The 13,419-nt window shown below is 59.1% G+C and carries 15 protein-coding genes; 8 read left to right on the forward strand and 7 right to left on the reverse strand.

Going from position 1 to position 13,419, the window contains the following annotated elements; translation table 11 throughout:
• Positions 1 to 166 precede the first annotated feature (166 nt).
• Positions 167 to 1,228 (reverse strand): class I SAM-dependent methyltransferase, encoded by a 1,062-nt coding sequence (locus BSG20_RS15085; protein ID WP_072376566.1) that lies wholly within the window; start codon positions 1,226 to 1,228, stop codon positions 167 to 169.
• Positions 1,229 to 1,455: 227 nt separating this feature from the next.
• On the opposite strand from BSG20_RS15085, the gene BSG20_RS15090 reads away from it, so the two are divergent.
• A complete protein-coding gene (locus BSG20_RS15090; protein WP_037117765.1) occupies positions 1,456 to 1,890 on the forward strand; it encodes a hypothetical protein in 435 nt (144 codons plus the stop codon).
• A gap of 154 nt (positions 1,891 to 2,044) precedes the next feature.
• On the opposite strand, the gene BSG20_RS15095 is transcribed toward BSG20_RS15090, so the two are convergent.
• The 4 genes from BSG20_RS15095 to BSG20_RS15110 all read right to left on the reverse strand — a co-directional run bounded on the left by BSG20_RS15095 (position 2,045) and on the right by BSG20_RS15110 (position 6,314).
• Complete coding sequence (locus BSG20_RS15095) at positions 2,045 to 2,818, reverse strand: amino acid ABC transporter ATP-binding protein (protein ID WP_007790325.1); 774 nt, start codon at positions 2,816 to 2,818, stop codon at positions 2,045 to 2,047.
• A gap of 20 nt (positions 2,819 to 2,838) precedes the next feature.
• Positions 2,839 to 3,993, reverse strand: a complete 1,155-nt coding sequence (locus BSG20_RS15100) for an amino acid ABC transporter permease (RefSeq protein WP_072376564.1) — start codon at positions 3,991 to 3,993, stop codon at positions 2,839 to 2,841.
• A 1-nt stretch (position 3,994) separates the two neighbouring features.
• On the reverse strand, positions 3,995 to 5,197 hold the full coding sequence (locus BSG20_RS15105; protein WP_072376562.1) for an amino acid ABC transporter permease: 1,203 nt from the start codon (positions 5,195 to 5,197) through the stop codon (positions 3,995 to 3,997).
• A gap of 91 nt (positions 5,198 to 5,288) precedes the next feature.
• Positions 5,289 to 6,314 carry an amino acid ABC transporter substrate-binding protein gene (locus BSG20_RS15110; protein WP_072376560.1) on the reverse strand — a complete coding sequence of 342 codons (1,026 nt, stop codon included), beginning with the start codon at positions 6,312 to 6,314 and terminating at the stop codon, positions 5,289 to 5,291.
• Positions 6,315 to 6,681: 367 nt separating this feature from the next.
• Here BSG20_RS15110 and BSG20_RS15115 point away from each other — a divergent pair, with 367 nt between their 5' ends.
• Positions 6,682 to 7,872, forward strand: coding sequence for a cystathionine beta-lyase (locus tag BSG20_RS15115; RefSeq protein WP_072376700.1), 1,191 nt, complete (start codon positions 6,682 to 6,684; stop codon positions 7,870 to 7,872).
• On the opposite strand, the gene BSG20_RS15120 is transcribed toward BSG20_RS15115, so the two are convergent.
• Both BSG20_RS15120 and BSG20_RS15125 read right to left on the reverse strand, forming a co-directional pair.
• The gene (locus tag BSG20_RS15120) at positions 7,873 to 9,024 is read right to left on the reverse strand and encodes an FAD-dependent monooxygenase (RefSeq protein WP_072376558.1); all 1,152 of its coding nucleotides are present in this window, start codon (positions 9,022 to 9,024) and stop codon (positions 7,873 to 7,875) included. It lies immediately after the preceding gene.
• A gap of 24 nt (positions 9,025 to 9,048) precedes the next feature.
• Complete coding sequence (locus tag BSG20_RS15125) at positions 9,049 to 9,294, reverse strand: zinc-finger domain-containing protein (RefSeq protein WP_007790335.1); 246 nt, start codon at positions 9,292 to 9,294, stop codon at positions 9,049 to 9,051.
• Positions 9,295 to 9,449: 155 nt separating this feature from the next.
• On the opposite strand from BSG20_RS15125, the gene BSG20_RS15130 reads away from it, so the two are divergent.
• From BSG20_RS15130 to clpS, 6 genes are all read left to right on the forward strand, one after another.
• Positions 9,450 to 10,235 (forward strand): alpha/beta fold hydrolase, encoded by a 786-nt coding sequence (locus BSG20_RS15130; RefSeq protein WP_072376556.1) that lies wholly within the window; start codon positions 9,450 to 9,452, stop codon positions 10,233 to 10,235.
• Positions 10,236 to 10,352: 117 nt separating this feature from the next.
• Positions 10,353 to 11,186 carry a serine O-acetyltransferase gene (cysE, locus tag BSG20_RS15135; RefSeq protein ID WP_037069840.1) on the forward strand — a complete coding sequence of 278 codons (834 nt, stop codon included), beginning with the start codon at positions 10,353 to 10,355 and terminating at the stop codon, positions 11,184 to 11,186.
• A gap of 124 nt (positions 11,187 to 11,310) precedes the next feature.
• The gene (locus BSG20_RS15140) at positions 11,311 to 11,514 is read left to right on the forward strand and encodes a DUF3126 family protein (RefSeq protein ID WP_007532353.1); all 204 of its coding nucleotides are present in this window, start codon (positions 11,311 to 11,313) and stop codon (positions 11,512 to 11,514) included.
• A 256-nt stretch (positions 11,515 to 11,770) separates the two neighbouring features.
• Positions 11,771 to 12,193, forward strand: a complete 423-nt coding sequence (locus BSG20_RS15145; protein ID WP_072376554.1) for a DUF3597 domain-containing protein — start codon at positions 11,771 to 11,773, stop codon at positions 12,191 to 12,193.
• A gap of 233 nt (positions 12,194 to 12,426) precedes the next feature.
• Positions 12,427 to 12,798, forward strand: a complete 372-nt coding sequence (locus tag BSG20_RS15150; RefSeq protein ID WP_072376698.1) for a phasin family protein — start codon at positions 12,427 to 12,429, stop codon at positions 12,796 to 12,798.
• 260 nt (positions 12,799 to 13,058) lie between these two features.
• Positions 13,059 to 13,412, forward strand: a complete 354-nt coding sequence (gene clpS / locus BSG20_RS15155; RefSeq protein ID WP_007790346.1) for an ATP-dependent Clp protease adapter ClpS — start codon at positions 13,059 to 13,061, stop codon at positions 13,410 to 13,412.
• Positions 13,413 to 13,419: the final 7 nt, after the last annotated feature.

Consider the following 13,419-nt stretch of genomic DNA (forward strand, 5'->3'; position numbering starts at 1 on the left):
GCGCGATTTTTTCTTTGCTTCGCGCTTATGGCGTTCGATGCGCCATGATTATCGTTTTGAAATGACTATGTTATTTCTTGTTCCACACGCTGTTCGCGGCCATGTGGAAAGTTTCAGCCGACGTGGCCAGCCGGAGCCTGCCACGTCGCCAATGTTGCAATTTTCCTCAGGCGCGCACCTCGAAGACCATGTTGAAAGGTGTTTCGGTGGCGCGGCGGAAATGCTTGAAGCCGGCATCGAGGGCGACTTTCCTCAGCTTGGTCTCACCTGCTTGCGCGCCAAGCGCCAGCCCGACCTCCTGAGAGAGCGAGGCGGGTGTGCAGATCATCGTCGATGCGCCGTAGTAGACACGGCCGACCGGATTGAGGTTGTCCTTCAAGCAGTCATGGGCGAAGGGCTCGACGATCAGCCAGGTACCGTCGGCCGAAAGCGATTCCTTCACATGCTTGCCGGCGCCGACTGGATCTCCCATGTCGTGCAGGCAGTCGAACATGGCGATGAGGTCGTAACTCCCTTCAGGGAAGCCAGCCGCCGGAGCCTGTTGGAACGTGACGCGGTCGGAAACGCCGGCCTCCTTGGCCGCGGCCCTTGCCCGCTCGATCGACGGCGCGTGATAGTCGAAGCCGAAGAACTTCGAAGCTGGGTATGCTTGAGCCATCAAGATCGTCGAAACGCCGTGGCCACAGCCGACATCGGCGACTTTCGCGCCGGCCTTGAGGCGGGCTTCGACGCCCTGCAGTGCCGGAATCCAGTCGGCAACGAGACTGTTGTTGTAACCAGTGCGGAAGAAGCGCTCCGTACCTCGGAACAGACAAGTGCTATGCTCGTGCCATCCCACGCCCTTCCCGGTACGGAAGGCGTCGGCCACCTTGGGTTCGTCCATCCACAAGGCCTGCACGACCTGAAAAGCGCCGGCGAAGAAGGCAGGGCTGTCCTCCTCGGCAAAAACCATTGCCTCCTCCGGCGTCAGGTGAAAGCGATCGGTTTTCTCGTCATAGCTGAGGTACTCGGCGGCCGCGAGTGCGGACAGCCATTCCCTGATGTACCGCTCCTTTATGCCGGTTTCCTTCGATAGATCAGCCGAGTTGCGTGGCTTGCCGTCGGCCATCGCCTTGAACAGGCCGAGGTCATCGCCAAGCACCACCAGCGCTCCGGATATGGCCGCGCCTACGTCGCCGATCAACCGACCGACGAGTGCATCCACTTTCTGCATGTCAGGCTCGCGCATATCTTCCTCCATCGAGAATGCAGGAAAGGACCAATCCCGGTGGACTATATCATCGTCAGCGTTTGCCGCGAAGGCGACGGGAGGGCATTGCGGTGATCCATTTCCGTTTGCAAATGCCCAGGGCGATCAATGGAGATATTTAACGTGCTGGTTGCGCCAATTGTCGCGTTGACAAGAAAATGGGTCGGATTGATAGTTCGGTCGCCCTGGAGGCTTGGAGGAAGATCATGATCAAGCATTTGACTATTCTTGCATCCGTTTCCCTGCTCGGGGCGCTGGCGTTTGCAACGCCGTCCTCGGCGCTGAGCATGAAGGAATGCAGCGCGAAGTATAAGTCCGCGCAGGCTGACGGCTCTGCGAAGGACATGAAGTGGAATGACTTCCGCAAGGCGCAATGCGGCCCGGATGCGACGGCCGAGCCGGATGTTACGCTCAATAGCGGCGAAGAGCCGGCAAAGCCGACGATGACGGCGCCCAAGGGCGTTTCGTTCCCGACAGCCATTGCACCGAAGTATGCGAAGGAAACACCTGGCAAGGGCCGGATGCACACTTGCGTCGACTCCTACCATCAGAACAAGGACGCCAACACGCTCAATGGCCTGAAATGGATTCAGAAGGGTGGCGGCTTTTATAGCCTCTGCAATGCCAAGCTGAAGAGCTGATGGACCGTTGCTCATCTCGAAAGGCCCCGTTAGTGGGGCCTTTTGTTTTGACGCGTTACCGCGGCTATGTGCTCAAACCGGTCCACCAGAAATGCTCTAAACAAAAAGGCCGCCGGAAAGTCCGACGGCCTTTGAATTCGGTGGTCCAATCGGACTAGTGCAGAATCTGGCTGAGGAAGAGCTTGGTGCGCTCGTGCTGCGGATTGTCGAAGAATTCGGCCGGCGAATTCTGTTCGACGATCTGGCCCTGGTCCATGAAGATGACGCGGTTGGCGACCTGACGGGCAAAACCCATTTCGTGGGTCACGCAGAGCATGGTCATACCTTCCTCGGCCAGCCCGACCATCGTCTCCAGGACTTCCTTGATCATTTCGGGGTCGAGCGCTGAGGTCGGCTCGTCGAAAAGCATGATCTTCGGGTTCATGCAGAGCGATCGGGCGATCGCCACGCGCTGCTGCTGACCGCCCGAGAGCTGGCCCGGATATTTGTTGGCCTGCTCCGGAATCTTGACGCGCTTCAGGAAGTGCATGGCGATCTCCTCCGCCTGCTTCTTCGGCATCTTGCGCACCCAGATTGGTGCCAGCGTGCAGTTTTCCAGAATGGTCAAATGCGGGAAGAGGTTGAAGTGCTGGAAGACCATACCGACTTCGCGGCGCACTTCATCGATCTTCTTCAGGTCGTTGGTGAGTTCGACGCCATCGACGATGATCTGGCCCTTCTGGTGTTCCTCCAGACGGTTGATGCAGCGGATCATTGTCGACTTGCCGGAGCCCGAGGGGCCGGCAATGACGATGCGTTCGCCACGCATCACCTTCAGATTAATGTCGCGCAGCACGTGAAAATCGCCGTACCACTTGTTCATGCCGATGATGTCGACAGCAACATCGGTCGCCGAAACGGTCATCTTCTTTGGTTGAGCCTCAGCCATGCGTTCGTTCCCTTAATCTTTTATCGTTTGTGGCCGGTATCGAGATAGCGTTCCATAAAGCCTGAATAACGCGACATGCCGAAGCAGAACAGCCAAAAAACGAAGCCTGCGAAAATCAGCCCTGTCAAGGGCGTCACTGCGCTTGCCCAGTTGGCGTCGGTAAAGTTGAACCGGACAATGCCAAGCAGATCGAACATGCCGATGATCGATACCAGCGACGTGTCCTTGAACATGCCGATGAAGGTGTTGACGATGCCGGGGATAACCAGCTTGATCGCCTGCGGCAGGATGATGAGGCGCATCTTCTGCCAGTAGCCGAGCCCGAGCGAGTCGGCGCCTTCGGACTGGCCCTTCGGGATCGCCTGCAGACCGCCGCGGATGACCTCGGCCATATAGGCAGACGCAAAGATCGCAACACCGATCAGGGCGCGCAGCAGTTTGTCGATCGTGTATCCGGTCGGCAGAAACAGCGGCAGCATCACGCTCGCCATGAAGAGCACCGTGATCAGCGGTATGCCGCGGATGATCTCGATGAAGGCGACGCAGACCATCTTGATGACAGGCATGTTGGAGCGGCGACCAAGCGCCAGGATGATGCCGAACGGCAGCGATACGGCAATGCCGACGAACGAAAGCACCAGCGTCACCATCAGGCCGCCCCAGAGCGGCGTGTCGACGATCTCAAGGCCAAAGCCGCCGTAAAGCAGCCAGAAGGCGAGAAGCGGCAGGACGATGAAAAGCAGGATCGCGTTGGTGCCCTTCAACGGTGCCTTGGGTATGAGCATTGGCACCAGCAGGAGCACGAACAAGATCCCGACGATCGTCGGGCGCCAGCGCTCGTCGAGGGGATATCGACCGAACACGAACTGGTCGAACTTCGCATTGACGAATGCCCAGCAGGCGCCGCTCCAGCCGTCGGGCTGAGTGCCTCCCTGAACGGCCGTTGCGCAGAACGTGCGATCTGTTCCGGTCCAGACGGCTTGAATGAACAGCCAGTTGATCATGTGCGGCAACGCCCAAGCGAGGAGGGCAATGGCGAGAACCGTCAGCACAATGTCCTTGGGAGTCGCCAGCAGGTTCTTGCGAACCCAGGCCAGCGGGCCACTTTCGCTGCGCGGTGCAGGTTCGGCGTCGAGGAAGTTGGTTCTGACGAAGGGTTGGTTGGATGTCGGCATCTTATCTCTCCACCAGAGCCATCTTGGCGTTGAACCAATTCATCAGCAGCGATGTGAGAATGCTGAGGGTGAGATAGACGACCGCCCAGATAAACACGATTTCGATCGCCTGACCTGTCTGGTTGAGGATTGTGCCGCCGACGGCAACGAGATCCGCGAAGCCGATGGCGATGGCGAGCGACGAGTTCTTCGTCAGGTTCAGGTATTGGCTGGTGAGCGGCGGAATGATGATGCGCAAAGCCTGCGGAACCACGACGAGGCGCGTGACGCTCGTCGGATGCAGGCCAAGTGAACCTGCTGCCTCGGACTGGCCCTTCGCCACGCCACGAATGCCGGCGCGGACGATTTCGGCAATAAAGGCCGCCGTATAGAAGGACAGCGCTAGAAACAGCGACATGAATTCTGGTCCGACGACGGAGCCGCCGGTAAGATTGAACTTGCCGGCGACCGGTACGTCGAACGACAGCGGCAGGCCGGAAAGGAGGAATATCAGGATCGGCAGGCCGACAATCAGACCGGTGGAAACCCAAATGGTATGGAATTGCTTGCCCGTGGCTGCCTGACGCTTGTGCGCCCAGTGCGCGACAATCGCCGATGCCACGATCCCAACCAGGAATGCCGCGCCAACCGCCCACATGCCTTCACCGAAGATCGGCTTGGGGAAAGCCAGTCCGCGATTGTTGAGGAACATGCTCAGCGGCAGATGCAGCGAATCGCGCGGCCCTGGCAGAACGGCAAGAACGCCCTGATACCAGAAGAAGATGACGAGCAGGGGTGGGATGTTGCGGAAGACCTCGACATACACCGTGCACAGCTTGGCGATCAGCCAGTTATGCGACAGGCGGCCGATGCCGACGATGAAACCGATGATCGTTGCCGTAATGATGCCGGTAACTGCTACCAGAAGGGTATTGAGAAAGCCGACCAGCAGCGCGCGGCGATAGGTGGCGTCGCTGGAATAGCCGATCAGCGACTGGCCGATGTCGAAGCCCGCGCGCCCGTTCAGGAAACCGAAGCCGGAGGCGGTACCCGAGCGGGTCAAATTCTCAGCCGTATTGTGGGCAATCCACCACACGAATCCGACGATGACCGCGACGGTCAGGACTTGGAAGAAAATGCCCCGAAGCCTCGGGTCGTAGATCACCGACTGGAAACTCCAGCCAGTGCTTTGCACATGTGACGTGTGCACAGCCTCTTGCGTCATGCCGAGCCTAATCCCCTATGAGCCCGTTTTCGGGCTTTTCTCTTTATGATGGGAAGGCGGAAAACCGCCTCCCCACACCTTCGTCAGTCGATCAACGGACCGGCGGGGCGTACTGGATACCGCCCTTGTTCCACAGCGCGTTCAGGCCGCGCTCGATCTTGAGCGGGCTGCCCTGGCCGACGTTGCGTTCGAAGACTTCGCCATAGTTGCCGACGCCCTTGATGATGTTGTAGGCCCATTCATTGGTGAGCCCCATGTCGGTGCCAATTTTCGTATCGGCTTCCGTGCCAAGGAAGCGTTTGATGTCGGGATTTGCCGAGTTTTTCATCTCGTCGACGTTTGCCTGCGTGATGCCAAACTCTTCGGCGTTCACGAGCGCATAAGCCGTCCACGACACGATGTCGAACCACTGGTCATCACCCTGACGAACGGCCGGGCCCAGCGGCTCTTTGGAAATGATCTCCGGAAGGACGATGTGCTCGTCGGGGTTCTTCAGCGTCAGACGCAGCGAGTAGAGGCCGGACTGGTCGGTGGTATAGACGTCGCAACGGCCGGCGTCGTAGGCGGCGTTGACTTCGTCAAGCTTCTCGAAAACGACCGGATTGTACTGAAGATTGTTCGACTTGAAGTAGTCGGCGAGGTTCAGTTCCGTCGTCGTGCCGGACTGAACGCAAACGGCCGCGCCGGACAATTCGAGCGCCGACTTCACGTTCAGGCTCTTGCGAACCATGAAGCCCTGGCCGTCATAATAGGTGACCGGGCGGAAGTTGAAGCCCTGCGCCGTGTCGCGGTTGATTGACCACGTCGTGTTACGCGACAGGACGTCGATTTCGCCCGACTTCAGCGCCGGGAAGCGATCCTTGGCTGACAGCGGCGTGTATTTCACCTTGGTCGGGTCGCCGAAAACGGCCGAAGCAACTGCCTTGCAGAAGTCGACGTCGAAGCCGGCCCAATTGCCGGAAGCGTCAGGCTGCGCGAAACCGAGAAGGCCGGTGTTGACGCCGCACTGAACGAAACCCTTTGCCTTTACGTCTTCGAGCGTGGTGGCAGAAGCTGCCGAGGCGCCAAGCCCGAAAACTGCTGCGCCGATCGCGGCGGACAGAAGCTTAGTCTTCATTTTTCCCAACCTTTTCCTTTGTCTTATCTTTTTGTGGGAGCGTTCGCCGAAGCAAGCAAACCTCCCAGATGACCCGACACCCTCCCGGCGCGAGTGGTGCTATCACAGTCGCAAATGTCACCATGGTCAAGTGTCGCGTTGAAAGATTGCGTGATATTTCGGCAATTCGCTACTCGCGGCGCGCAAAAGAGGCAGATGGCTATCGAAATGGCGGCCTTTTGCCGAAAAAAATCGCGCAAAATCACTGATATATCTGAATAAGCGGCATCGCAGGGATCCGTTGCCCGGTCCTGCTTCGGGGTTGACCGATGGTTTCGCTCGGTTCAAAAGTTGCCCACTGCATCCCACCGCCAAAGGCATTTCCGACATGAAAGATAGAGAAGGCCCGCTTCACAACGCTGGCATCAACACCCGCCTTTCCCACCTCGGCAACGACCCGGCCGAATTCCACGGTTTCGTCAACCCGCCCGTTGTCCATGCCTCCACGGTCCTCTTCCCGAACGCGCGCGCAATGGAAACCCGTGGACAGAAGTATACGTACGCAACGCGCGGTACCCCGACGACGGATGCCCTTTGTGAGGCAATCGATGCCCTGGAAGGGTCGGCCGGAACGATTCTCGTGCCGTCGGGCCTTGCTGCGGTTACGGTTCCGTTCCTGGCATTCCTGTCGGCCGGCGACCACGCTTTGATCGTCGATTCGGTCTATGGGCCAACCCGGCATTTCTGCGATACGATGCTGAAGCGCCTCGGCGTTGAGGTCGATTACTACGATCCGCTGGTGGGCGCGGGTATCGAAGCGCTGATCAAGCCGAACACCAAGCTCGTCCATACGGAAGCGCCAGGGTCGAATACCTTCGAAATGCAGGATATTCCGACGATTGCCGCAATCGCGCACAAGCACGGTGCGGTGGTGACGATGGATAACACCTGGGCGACGCCGGTCTACTTCAAGCCGCTCGACTTCGGCGCCGACATCTCCATTCACGCCGCCACCAAATATCCGTCCGGGCACTCCGATATTCTGATGGGGACGGTCTCGGCAAACGCCAAATACTGGCCGCAGCTTCAAGAAGCGAACATTACGCTTGGCATTTGTGGCGCGCCCGACGACGCCTATCAGATCCTGCGCGGGCTGCGAACGATGGGTGTACGCCTGGAGCGCCACTATGAAAGCGCGCTCACGATCGCCAAGTGGCTTGAGGGCAGGGAGGACGTTGCCACGGTGCTGCATCCGGCGCTGCCGAGCTTCCCGTCGCACGCGTTATGGAAGCGCGACTTCAAGGGCGCGAGCGGCATCTTCTCCTTCGTGCTCGCCGTCGACGCCCCGGAAAAGTTCAAGGCGAAGGCGCACGCCTTCCTCGACGCGCTGCAGATCTTCGGCCTCGGTTGGTCGTGGGGCGGTTTCGAAAGCCTCGCCGTTCACGTCAACCTGAACGATCGCCGCATTTGCAAGGCGCCAGCCGAAGGACCGGTCATCCGTCTGCAGATCGGGCTTGAAGACGTCGTCGATATCAAGGCGGATATCGAGCGCGGCTTTGCAGCCGCCAGGGCCGTCTGATCAGGTGCCGGCGCGGTAACCGTAAATCCAGTCGAGATCCGCCGCGAGACTTTGCGGCGCTCTCAGCGCTAGGACAACGTCACGGCCGATGCGTATCGGTCCGCGGGCGTGATAGGCAAACTGGTTGAATGCGCCGCGCTGGCGCAGTCGCGCTATCCTCGGGGTGCGGCGCGCTTCGAACAACGGTAGGGCTTCGGCGACCGGGCGCGTCGCAACGAACATCGCGAGCTCACAGGCATCCTCGATCGCCATCGCGGCACCTTGGGCCGCAAAAGGCATCATTGCGTGCGCTGCGTCGCCGATAAGCACGCAGTCGCGGCCGTCCTGCCAGCGGCCGTTCGTCGTTTCGTAGAGCGGCCAGAAGCTCATGTCTTCGGCCTTGCCGAAAAGTTCTGTCATGGCAGGGTGCCACCGGGAAAAACGCGAAAGCAGTTGCCGACGCTGGGCTTGCGTCGGCTGCGTGATCCAGGCATGCGGCGCGCCATTGCCGGCCGTGATCGCCACCATATTGAAACTGTCGGTTTCCCTGAGCGGATAGCAGACGAGATGCGCCGACGGACCAAGGAACGCCGAGACGCCATTGCGTTCAAGAAATGTGGGCGCGTTTGCGGCGCCAACCGTGAAGCGGTAGGCGATGTTGCCGGAGAACCGGGGCGAGGGGCTGCCTTCGATGCCTTCGCGAACCTGCGACCAGACGCCGTCGGCGCCAACCAGAAGATCCTTTCGGCGTGATAGGTTCGACAATACCCGACCCTTGATCTGCGCTCCAAGATGCAGTTGGCAGAGCGGTTCCTTGGCGACGGCGTCAAGCAATGTTTGCTGTAGCGTGGAGCGATGCAGGACGCCGTAGGGAGCCCCCCACCGGGCACGCGCAAATCCGCCGGCTGGAATGGCCGCGAGCTGACGCAGCGTGGTTCCAGATATCAGCCGAATGGATTCTGGCTCGAGCCAGGATTCGGCCAGGCGCTCGAGGATGCCAAGCTCCGCCAAAATGCGTGAAGCATTCGGCGAAATCTGCAGACCGGCCCCGACCTCGGTCAGATCAGGCGCCTGCTCGAAAATTTCGGAACTGATGCCACGCTTCGCCAGCGCAAGCGCAGCTGTAAGGCCCGCTACGCCCGCGCCGACAATGGCGGCATGTTCAGCCGGCATAGGCTGTCCGATCTCGAATTGGGGTCAGGCAGCCTTGACGTGGAAGACGCAGCCAGCGGGATTGGTCTGATTTGCCTTCAGCGCACCGTTGAAGCGGTAAAGGGTCGAGCAGTATGAGCAGACCTTCTCGTTCTCGTCGCCCATGTCGATGAAGATGTGCGGATGATCGAACGGAACGGAGGCGCCGGTGCACATGAACTCCTTCACACCGACTTCGATAACGCGGTGTCCGCCGTCGTTCTGGAAGTGGGGAATGTTGTGGCCGGCCATGTTCGTCTCCGAATGCTTTGTAACGTGCGCGGACCTTATAGTCGTTCACTACAAATGTGTAGAGCCAAAGAGAGGCGGGACGCACAGTTTTTGCCACCGCGAGGGTTTCAGTTCGGCGGCCTATAAAATATGGTCCGGCAAAAAAGGACAGTCCGATGAACTTGAATACGCCCGCCTTTTCCAGCTTCACGCATGACGGTCTGAAGCTCGCCTTTTTTGATGAAGGTGATCCGTCGGGGGTGCCGGTGGTGCTGATCCACGGATTTGCCTCCAGCGCCAACGTGAACTGGGTTCATCCGGGCTGGCTGAAGACATTGGGCGACGCGGGTTATCGGGTCATCGCCATAGATAACCGGGGACATGGTGCGAGCGACAAGCCGCGCGACGCCGAGGCCTATCGTCCTTGGCATATGGCGAGCGATGCGGTTGCGCTCCTCGATCACCTGGGGATTCCGGAAGCCAACATCATGGGCTATTCGATGGGAGCCCGCATTTCCGTGTTCGCCGCACTTGCCCATCCCGACCGCGTCCGCTCGCTGGTGCTCGGCGGTCTTGGGATCGGCATGACGGATGGTGTCGGCGATTGGGATCCTATTGCGGATGCCTTGCTGACCGCTTCCCTCAAAGACGTCACTCATGATCGCGGACGCATGTTTCGTGCTTTTGCCGATCAGACGAAAAGCGACCGCGACGCGCTCGCTGCCTGTATCAAGGGGTCGCGTGATCTCGTCGCACGGTCCGATATGGCCAAGATCGACGCTCCAACCTTGATCGGCGTTGGAACGAAGGACGACATTGCGGGGTCAGCCCAGGAGCTTGCAGCACTGATGCCCCATGCACAGGCGCTCGATATTCCCGGTCGCGATCACATGCTGGCTGTCGGGGACCGGATCTTCAAGAAGGCGGTGCTGGAGTTCTACGCCGAAGTCGCCGGATGGTGACTTGGCTTTGTCACGGCGGTTCGAGACGGCGCAGAAACGATTCCCCGACCACCCATTTATGTTAACAGGTTTTTGCCCTATATAGAGCCGATCCTACGGCATACGAGGAGACCTTTCATGGTCGCAAAGACAGATATTCGCTCTCTTGAGACGGGCAATCCTCTCAAGGTGATGGATCCGATCTGGGACAGCCTGCGCGAGGAAGCGCGTGCTGCCGCAGAAAATGATCCGGTGCTGGCCGCATTTCTCTACTCGACCGTGCTCAACTATCGGTCACTCGAGGAGTGCGTGATCTACCGCATCTGTGAACGTCTAGACCATCCGGACATGCAGGCAATCCTGCTGCGCCAGACCTTCGATCAGATGCTCGAGGATTGGCCAGAGTGGAGTGCCATTCTGCGCGTCGATATCCAGGCAATTTATGATCGCGACCCCGCATGCCTGCGCTTCATGGAAGCCGTGCTCTATTTCAAGGGATTCCACGCGCTGCAGACACACCGCCTGGCGCACTGGCTGCTGAACCGCGGCCGGCGCGATCTGGCGCTTTATCTGCAGAGCAGATCGTCGAGCGTTTTCCAGACCGACATCAATCCCGCAGCGCGTATCGGCAGGGGCATCTTCCTCGATCATGCAACCGGGCTGGTCGTTGGTGAAACCGCCGTCATCGGTGATAACGTGTCGATCCTGCACGGTGTCACGCTAGGCGGTACCGGCAAGGAAGGCTCGGACCGGCATCCCAAGATCGGCAGCGGTGTCCTGATCGGCGCCGGCGCCAAGATTCTCGGCAACATCGAGATCGGCTATTGCTCGCGCGTTGCCGCTGGTTCGGTCGTGCTGAAGGCGGTGCCGCCCAAGACGACTGTGGCGGGCGTGCCGGCCAAGGTGGTCGGAGAAGCAGGGTGTTCGGAACCGTCGCGAATAATGGATCAGGTGATCGGCGCAGATATCTGAGCCGCTCGTTGCCTTAGCACGGCACATCGGCGGGGATAGCGTTCATGCGTCTGTCCCCGTGCCTTTACAGCGCCGTCTTTCCCATGCAAAAAGCGGCCAACCGAGACCGCTCAGGAGATGCAGTGTGAAGCCCGAAGAAATCAAGAAGCTCGACGCCTATTTCAAGCGCACGTTCAACCCGCAGGTGATCGTCAAGGCACGCCCGCGAAAGAACGATTCCGCGGAAGTCTATCTCGGCGAAGAATTTCTGGGCGTCGTCTATATCGATGACGAGGACGGCGACCGCTCCTATAATTTCTCGATGGCGATCCTCGACGTCGACCTTTGATCCGTGATTGACGGGCGGCGTGCCTTTTGGCCCGCCCGTCTGCCTCGGCTCGCGTCCGCGAGCTGCTGGCCTGTCAAGGCAGCCCACACAATCGAGCTGGAACGCGGCTCAAGCCTTGATCTTGCAAACCTCCGATTGTTTCTTTTCGCAGAGCAATCTTTGGCGGAAAAATGGGCCGCCTTCACTGGACCAGTCCGCCGAATGCTCCATCTCCTCCGCTGAGCATGTGCTCTAGCGCCAAAGGAGGATGCCGAGAATGGGTATTTTCGACAAGATCAAGCACGCGATTTTTGGTGAGGCCGTCGCCGCTCCGGTCACTCCGTCCGCCACGCCGGCGCCATCGCCGACCGCAGCAGCGCCAGGCGCTGCGCCGGCAGCCACACCACAGCCGACACCGTCAGCCGCCTCGCCGGCCGCGGCCGCGATCGACATCGTGCCCCTGTTAGACGCAGCGGTGAAGAAGAGTGGACAGAAGTTGGATTGGCGACGCTCGATCGTGGATCTGATGAAGGCAGTCGGCATGGATGCGAGCCTTGCGGAGCGCAAGGAACTTGCCGCCGAGCTTGGTTTTACCGGCGACACGCACGACACCGCGACGATGAACCTGTTCCTGCACAAGGCTCTGATGAAGCGCCTTGCCGAGAACGGCGGAAAGGTTCCGGCCGACCTTCTCGACTGACCGGCTCAGTGCCGGTAGCGCCGCGGCGACATTTTTGGCAAAGCTTCTGGTTGCGGCGCTTCTGATATATTTTAGTGAAATCAAATATCGAAATATCGCCGCCCTGCGCCGTCTAAAAAGCGGGGTTCGATGGCGCAACCATAGAGTGTTTTGCGATGCACAATGACACTTGACTATTTGTGTGCATTGCAGCTACGCTTTATCTGCCGCAGAAGCCAAGGAGGATGATGGTCATGTTGAACTTCGATGAAGCCAACCGGAAGAGCAAGGAAGCCATGGATACGATGCTGAAGAGCTACTCGGATACCGCCAAGGGTTTCCAGGCGATCGCCGCCGAGGCCGTGGAATATTCCAAGAAGTCGTTCCAGGATACGGTCACGCATTTTGAAAGCCTCTCGGGGGCGCGCAGCTTCGAAGCTGCGTTCGAGTTGCAGAGCAACTATGTGAAATCCGCATACGAAGCCTTCGTGACCGAAGCCACCAAGCTCGGCGAAATGTATTCCGATCTCGCCAAAAGCGCTTACAAACCATATGAAGCGCCTGTTGCCGCAGCGACCGCAAAGGCGACGAAAGCGGCCGCAGTTGTTGCGCCGGCCGCGGCGTAAAGATACGCGGCACAGGCCGCATAGCTCTTGAAAATCGAGGACCGGCTACGCATCTGCGGCCGGTCTTTTCTTTTTTCACGATGCCTGTCGGCTGCCCATCGCCAGTTTCTGTGTCTTTGCGTCGAGACCGGCCGAATTGTGATTGCAGTGTGAAACGAGGGGCTTAAAATCGCTCCAGGATGAACTAAGTTAGTATTTCGAATATTCGGCGGGAAACACTCCTCCCAGGCCCCGCTGGACCGATCGAGGAATGAAAGAAAATGATCGCAGCGCCGATCCGGATGCAAAACGACAGCGAAAGGAACGGGGACAACGGAAATCGCGGAACCTCGGTCATTACACGCACGAAACCGAAGACCAAGAAGCCCAATCTCTACCGCGTGCTCCTCTTGAATGACGACTACACTCCCATGGAATTTGTCATTCATATCCTTGAGCGTTTTTTTCAGAAGGATCGTGAAAGTGCCACCCGCATCATGCTCCACGTCCACAACCATGGTGTCGGTGAATGTGGAATATTTACATACGAGGTAGCGGAGACGAAGGTGAGCCAGGTGATGGACTTCGCCCGACAGCACCAGCATCCGCTGCAATGCGTCATGGAAAAGAAGTGAGGATCTG

The sequence above is a fragment of the Rhizobium tibeticum genome (assembly GCF_900110205.1).
In the GTDB taxonomy this organism is placed as follows: domain Bacteria; phylum Pseudomonadota; class Alphaproteobacteria; order Rhizobiales; family Rhizobiaceae; genus Rhizobium; species Rhizobium tibeticum.

Bases quoted from the DNA above. Each gene is read 5' to 3' on its own strand.
- BSG20_RS15085 (WP_072376566.1), bottom strand. From the start codon at position 1,228: ATGCGCGAGCCTGACATGCAGAAAGTGGATGCACTCGTCGGTCGGTTG.
- BSG20_RS15090 (WP_037117765.1), top strand. From the start codon at position 1,456: ATGATCAAGCATTTGACTATTCTTGCATCCGTTTCCCTGCTCGGGGCG.
- BSG20_RS15095 (WP_007790325.1), bottom strand. From the start codon at position 2,818: ATGGCTGAGGCTCAACCAAAGAAGATGACCGTTTCGGCGACCGATGTT.
- BSG20_RS15100 (WP_072376564.1), bottom strand. From the start codon at position 3,993: ATGCCGACATCCAACCAACCCTTCGTCAGAACCAACTTCCTCGACGCC.
- BSG20_RS15105 (WP_072376562.1), bottom strand. From the start codon at position 5,197: ATGACGCAAGAGGCTGTGCACACGTCACATGTGCAAAGCACTGGCTGG.
- BSG20_RS15110 (WP_072376560.1), bottom strand. From the start codon at position 6,314: ATGAAGACTAAGCTTCTGTCCGCCGCGATCGGCGCAGCAGTTTTCGGG.
- BSG20_RS15115 (WP_072376700.1), top strand. From the start codon at position 6,682: ATGAAAGATAGAGAAGGCCCGCTTCACAACGCTGGCATCAACACCCGC.
- BSG20_RS15120 (WP_072376558.1), bottom strand. From the start codon at position 9,024: ATGCCGGCTGAACATGCCGCCATTGTCGGCGCGGGCGTAGCGGGCCTT.
- BSG20_RS15125 (WP_007790335.1), bottom strand. From the start codon at position 9,294: ATGGCCGGCCACAACATTCCCCACTTCCAGAACGACGGCGGACACCGC.
- BSG20_RS15130 (WP_072376556.1), top strand. From the start codon at position 9,450: ATGAACTTGAATACGCCCGCCTTTTCCAGCTTCACGCATGACGGTCTG.
- cysE (WP_037069840.1), top strand. From the start codon at position 10,353: ATGGTCGCAAAGACAGATATTCGCTCTCTTGAGACGGGCAATCCTCTC.
- BSG20_RS15145 (WP_072376554.1), top strand. From the start codon at position 11,771: ATGGGTATTTTCGACAAGATCAAGCACGCGATTTTTGGTGAGGCCGTC.
- BSG20_RS15150 (WP_072376698.1), top strand. From the start codon at position 12,427: ATGTTGAACTTCGATGAAGCCAACCGGAAGAGCAAGGAAGCCATGGAT.
- clpS (WP_007790346.1), top strand. From the start codon at position 13,059: ATGATCGCAGCGCCGATCCGGATGCAAAACGACAGCGAAAGGAACGGG.